The organism is Bacillus sp. GMa5/1 (assembly GCF_050172015.1).
Classification (GTDB): Bacteria; Bacillota; Bacilli; order Bacillales; family Bacillaceae_G; genus Bacillus_A; species Bacillus_A cereus.
In genome coordinates, this window is record NZ_JBNLYC010000234.1 from 1 (window position 1) to 5,267 (window position 5,267).

The window sequence follows — 5,267 nt, forward strand, 5'->3', positions numbered from 1 at the left end:
AGCGTTTTATAAAAAACAAGCTATAATGAGGGCAGATTATAATTTATGATAAGTCACATGTATTTTAGTCATTATCGTAACAAGTGAAGTTGACTAAATCATGAGAGAATAACACGAGAATTATAATAGGAAAGATATTACTATTATTTGTCATAAGTCTTTTTCACTTTTTAGCTAAACGATATGATTAGCGAGTGTATCTATTGCAAGTTCCTTAGTTGAAGCTTTTTATTAATAAGGTGGTGGAGATTTAATTGGTATACCACTCTTTAAAAGAGTTCAGAACATCAGCAGGTAGTCTAGGTGGAATAGCAGGTGCAAATTTAGTTGCATTAGCAATGGTTATATCACTTGTTTATGCTATGCTTGCAATGGCTTCTGTGTTAAACTTTGGATTGCTACCAGACTTTATTGTGGGTTATCTTGTATCATTTTTAAATGAAAATAATGCTAAGATTCTTATGTATTATGATAACTGGTATTATTTCAGGTTATATTGGATTACTTTTATTTAAAAACTATCCAATTCGTATAGCAGAACAAATTCGTGGTACAACTGGAAAAGCGACAGATGTAGCAGCTTAATAGAATAGTAGAATAAATTTTTTTCATAGAGGTTTAGGGGGAGTTATGATGAAGTATCGCTCAGTATTTGATATTATCGGTCCAGTTATGATTGGACCATCAAGTTCACATACAGCAGGCGCGGCAAGAATGGGGCAAGTTGCTCGCCAGCTGTTTCGTCATGAACCAGAAAGAGTAAGCATTTCGTTATATGGATCATTTGCAAAGACGTATCGAGGGCATGGTACGGATGTAGCACTAATCGGTGGAATATTAGGATTTGAAACAGATGACTTACGTATTCCAGAGGCGCTAGAAATAGCAAAAGAGCGCGAAATTGAAGTGGAATTCATTGAAGAAGATGCCAATGCACCTCATCCAAATACAGCGAGAATTCGTTTGTATAAAGGTGAAGATGAAATTGAAGTTGTTGCTTGCTCAATTGGTGGCGGTAAAATTGAAGTTGTAGAATTAAACGGATTCGATCTTCAATTATCAGGCACGAGCCCAGCACTACTTATTGTAAATAACGATCGCTTTGGTGCTATTGCAGCAGTAGCTTCAATCCTTGCGAAACATGAGATTAACATTAGTACGATGAGTGTATCTCGTAAAGAAAAAGGAAGAAGAGCGCTTATGGTCATCGAAACAGATGAATTATTAGCAGATGAAGTAATTGAAGAAATAAAAGCGCAACAAAATATTTGTCAAGTAACTATTATGGAATAATTGCAGGGGGGACACACCATGTTTCGGAACGCAGCGGAACTAGTGGCGCAAGCTAAAGAACAAAATGTAAAAATCGCAGAAATTATGATTCAATGTGAAATGGAAACAAGAAGTATTTCACGTGAAGAAGTAATTGCTGGTATGGAAAAGAACTTAGTAGTGATGGAGCAAGCAGTAGAACGTGGTATTCGCGGCGTGAAATCACCAACTGGTTTAACTGGTGGAGATGCTGTAAAAGTTCAAGCGTATATGAAGAGTGGAAAAGGCTTATCTGGAGATACGATTTTGGATGCAGTAAGCAAAGCTGTTGCAACAAATGAAGTAAACGCAGCGATGGGAATTATTTGTGCAACACCAACAGCAGGGTCTGCTGGAACAGTGCCAGGTGTACTATTTGCACTAAGAGAAAAATTGCAGCCTACACGTGAAGAAATGATTGAATTCTTATTTACAGCAGGAGCTTTCGGTATGGTTGTTGCGAATAACGCTTGTATTTCTGGTGCGGCAGGAGGATGCCAAGCTGAAGTTGGTTCAGCAAGTGGAATGGCGGCTGCAGCTGCAGTTGAGATGGCTGGTGGAACACAAGATCAAGCAGCTACAGCGATGGCAATTTCATTAAAGAACATGCTTGGTTTAGTGTGTGATCCTGTTGCAGGACTTGTAGAAGTACCTTGTGTAAAACGTAATGCAGCAGGAGCTGCAAATGCGATGATCTCAGCAGATTTAGCATTAGCTGGTGTAACGAGTACAATTCCATGTGATGAAGTAATTGAGGCAATGTTTAGAATCGGACAAACGATGCCAGTAGCACTTCGTGAAACAGCAGAAGGTGGACTTGCAGCAACGCCGACTGGTCGTCGCCTGCAAGAAGAGATTTTTGGGAAGAACAATAACTAAGTGTAATTATAGAAAAAGGAGCTCAAATAAACTTGAGCTCCTTTTTCTATTTTTCTTTTGTTAGTTGTTCTAATGTTTTTCCAAGATTATGTGATCGTTTCGTTGCCTGTGTAATACAAGAAACAAGTGCTTGTTGAAATTTATGTTCTTGTAATACTTCAATACCTGCCTCAGTAGTTCCACCAGGAGAAGTAATTTCCTTTCGCAAAATAGAAGGGTGTTTGTCACTTGCTTTTAACATTTCAGCAGCACCAATCATCGTTTGAAGAATAAGTGATTTTGCAACATCTTCTTTTAAACCAATTTTTGTTGCAGCTTCTTCCATAGCTTCCACTACGTAATAAATATAAGCAGGTCCACTTCCGGATAATGCAGTGACAGCATGCATATCTTCTTCCTCTACAACAGAGACGAGACCAATCGTTTCAAATAAAGATGTTGCAGTGTGAATATGTTCCGCTGTTGCATGTTTTGAAGGGGAGATAGCGGTAGCTGATTTTAAAATGGCTGCGGATGTATTTGGCATTGCACGAATAATTGGAACGTCTTTTTGAAGTAGTTTTCTAATTGAGTGAGTAGAAACACCTGCTAGTAATGAAATAATAAGCACGTTATTATTTATGTATTCTTTAAAAGGGGTAAGCGCCTCTGCAACATCCTTTGGTTTCATTGCTAGAAAAAGAATATTTGCATCAGTAAGTAATTCTTTTTTATTATGAGTACCTTTGACACCGTATTTTTTATGTAGCTCTTGTAATCTTGTCTCGTTAGAACGATTACTTACAGTAATTTGTTCACCTTTAACGACATTTGCATGTAACAAGCCACCAATAATAGCTTCGGCAATAGAGCCTGCACCGAGAAAGGAAATGTTTTGAATAGACATGATGTTCCTCCTTTAATTTTGGTTAGAAATTCTTATAAATGTACATACATTCGTTTTTGTATAGGAAACACCTCTTTTTATCTGAAAATAATGACAAATATATATAGAAGTTGTAAACTGAAGAAGTATTCATTTTTGAACCGGAAAGAGACAGGGGGGCTAAGCATGACGGCGATTCACCGAATGGAGATTCCTGTACCATTTGCAGTGGAAACTGTGAATGTGTTTTTAGTTGAGGGGGAGACATTAACATTAATTGATACAGGGACGAATACAGAAGAGGCAAGGAATGCGTTAGAAAGTCAATTAGGTGCATTAGGACATACGATAGAAGATATTGAAACAGTAGTCATTACGCATCATCATGCAGATCATTGTGGACTTTTAAATATATTTTCTGAGAAGACGAATATTATTGGACATCCTTGGAATGAGCCTTGGATCACACAAAATCCAGAATTTTTAAAGCGGTATCATGAATTTTTTAGAGAGACGGCCTTACAGTTTGGTGTGCCAGCAGCATTTTTGAAAGACGAGTCGTTATTGACGACGAGGACACTTAAATATTCTTGTAATAGATCGTTAACGCATACTGTGAGAGAAGGAGATCGTATTGATTCTTTGCCTGGATTTATAGTACTTGAAACACCAGGTCATGCTTCTACTCATATTTCTTTATATAGAGAATCTGATGGAATATTAATTGGTGGAGATGCTCTCATCAGTCATATTTCTTCGAATCCAATACTAGAACCACCATATGAAGGGCAAACAGAACGGGCACGCCCATTACTACAATATAATCAAACATTACAGCGTTTAAGCGAAATGAATATTTCACGCATTTTATCAGGGCATGGGGAAGATGTTCTAAATGTGAAACAACTTATTGAAACGAGATTACAAAAGCAAGAAACACGTGCTTTTAAAGTGCTTGAGTTATTAAAGGAAAAACCAATGACAGCATTTGAAGTATGTGTAAAACTATTTCCGGTATTATATAAAGAACAATTACCACTTACTATTTCAGAAACGGTTGGACAATTGGACTATTTAGCATATAATCAACAAGTGATGATTGATGAATCATCGCAACAATTGATTTATTATGCAAAGTAGGTGACAGCAATGACAGGACGTTTACAAAATAAAGTAATCGTCATTACAGGTGCTTCTAGTGGGATTGGTGAGCAAGTTGCAATGCAAGTTGCAGCACAGGGAGCGACTCCCGTATTAATGGCTCGAACAGAAGAGAAACTACAAGCGTTAGTAGACAAAATTAAAGAAACTTATAATACGCCTTGCTATTATTATGTATTAGATGTAAGTGAAGAGATGGAAGTACAGTCTGTTTTTTCAAAGGTATTACAAGAAGTGGGACGTATTGATATATTAGTAAACAATGCGGGATTTGGTATTTTTAAAACGTTTGAAGATGCGTCAATGGATGAAGTGAAAGATATGTTCCAAGTAAATGTATTTGGATTAGTAGCATGTACGAAAGCGGTACTACCTTATATGGTAAACAAGAACGAAGGACATATTATTAATATTGCTTCCCTTGCCGGAAAAATTGCAACTCCGAAATCAAGTGCGTATGCAGCAACGAAACATGCTGTATTAGGATTTACGAATAGTTTACGCATGGAATTAGCGAATACAGATATTTATGTTACAGCAATTAATCCAGGTCCGATAGATACAAACTTTTTTGAAATAGCGGATCAATCTGGTACCTATGTAAAGAATATGGGACGTTACATGTTAAAACCAACATACGTAGCAGAACAAATCGTAAAGTCGATGCACACGAAAAAACGTGAAGTAAACTTACCGAAGTGGATGGGAATTGGCCCGAAACTTTATGCTTTATTTCCAGGTTTATTTGAACGTGTAGCAGGTAAATCATTAAGTAAAAAATAGGAGATTTCCACATGGAAATCTCCTATTTTTTATTGTTTTCCAGTCACATAATCATAAACAATATCCTCAATCTCCTCGTATAAATCAATTTCAATATTTGAATGAGTCACCGTTTGAATATGTTTCACTAGCATTTCCTGATCTTCTTTTGATATTGGACTGCATTGATATTGCTGAAAACTTTTTATAATCATTTTCTCAATTAATTTTTCGTTCATATTTTTTCCCGCCTGTATGTACGTATGTATTGTTTTATTGTACTTGAAGT

At 36.7% G+C, this 5,267-nt stretch carries 7 protein-coding genes; 5 read left to right on the forward strand and 2 right to left on the reverse strand.

The genetic code is table 11. The features are described from left to right. The first annotated feature begins 254 nt into the window (after positions 1-254). The 3 genes from ACQGSG_RS26210 (at position 255) to sdaAA (ending at position 2,190) form a co-directional block, all read left to right on the forward strand. Complete coding sequence (locus tag ACQGSG_RS26210) at positions 255-515, forward strand: hypothetical protein (RefSeq protein WP_098605450.1); 261 nt, start codon at positions 255-257, stop codon at positions 513-515. A gap of 118 nt (positions 516-633) precedes the next feature. Next, positions 634-1,293, forward strand: a complete 660-nt coding sequence (gene sdaAB, locus ACQGSG_RS26215; protein ID WP_000877445.1) for an L-serine ammonia-lyase, iron-sulfur-dependent subunit beta — start codon at positions 634-636, stop codon at positions 1,291-1,293. A gap of 18 nt (positions 1,294-1,311) precedes the next feature. Beyond that, positions 1,312-2,190, forward strand: a complete 879-nt coding sequence (gene sdaAA, locus ACQGSG_RS26220) for an L-serine ammonia-lyase, iron-sulfur-dependent, subunit alpha (RefSeq protein WP_000489461.1) — start codon at positions 1,312-1,314, stop codon at positions 2,188-2,190. A 46-nt stretch (positions 2,191-2,236) separates the two neighbouring features. On the opposite strand, the gene proI is transcribed toward sdaAA, so the two are convergent. Further along, positions 2,237-3,076, reverse strand: a complete 840-nt coding sequence (gene proI / locus ACQGSG_RS26225) for a pyrroline-5-carboxylate reductase ProI (RefSeq protein ID WP_000027253.1) — start codon at positions 3,074-3,076, stop codon at positions 2,237-2,239. Between the two features lie 165 nt (positions 3,077-3,241). On the opposite strand from proI, the gene ACQGSG_RS26230 reads away from it, so the two are divergent. Continuing rightward, positions 3,242-4,195: an MBL fold metallo-hydrolase gene (locus ACQGSG_RS26230; protein WP_000125118.1), complete on the forward strand. Its 954-nt coding sequence runs from the start codon at positions 3,242-3,244 to the stop codon at positions 4,193-4,195. 9 nt (positions 4,196-4,204) lie between these two features. After that, complete coding sequence (locus tag ACQGSG_RS26235) at positions 4,205-4,999, forward strand: SDR family NAD(P)-dependent oxidoreductase (protein WP_000147791.1); 795 nt, start codon at positions 4,205-4,207, stop codon at positions 4,997-4,999. A 29-nt stretch (positions 5,000-5,028) separates the two neighbouring features. Here the strand turns inward: ACQGSG_RS26235 and ACQGSG_RS26240 are convergent, their stop codons facing one another. Beyond that, positions 5,029-5,217, reverse strand: coding sequence for a YqzH family protein (locus ACQGSG_RS26240; RefSeq protein ID WP_001003222.1), 189 nt, complete (start codon positions 5,215-5,217; stop codon positions 5,029-5,031). Positions 5,218-5,267: the final 50 nt, after the last annotated feature.

Bases quoted from the DNA above. Each gene is read 5' to 3' on its own strand.
- ACQGSG_RS26235 (WP_000147791.1), top strand. From the start codon at position 4,205: ATGACAGGACGTTTACAAAATAAAGTAATCGTCATTACAGGTGCTTCT.
- ACQGSG_RS26240 (WP_001003222.1), bottom strand. From the start codon at position 5,217: ATGAACGAAAAATTAATTGAGAAAATGATTATAAAAAGTTTTCAGCAA.
- ACQGSG_RS26230 (WP_000125118.1), top strand. From the start codon at position 3,242: ATGACGGCGATTCACCGAATGGAGATTCCTGTACCATTTGCAGTGGAA.
- sdaAB (WP_000877445.1), top strand. From the start codon at position 634: ATGAAGTATCGCTCAGTATTTGATATTATCGGTCCAGTTATGATTGGA.
- proI (WP_000027253.1), bottom strand. From the start codon at position 3,076: ATGTCTATTCAAAACATTTCCTTTCTCGGTGCAGGCTCTATTGCCGAA.
- sdaAA (WP_000489461.1), top strand. From the start codon at position 1,312: ATGTTTCGGAACGCAGCGGAACTAGTGGCGCAAGCTAAAGAACAAAAT.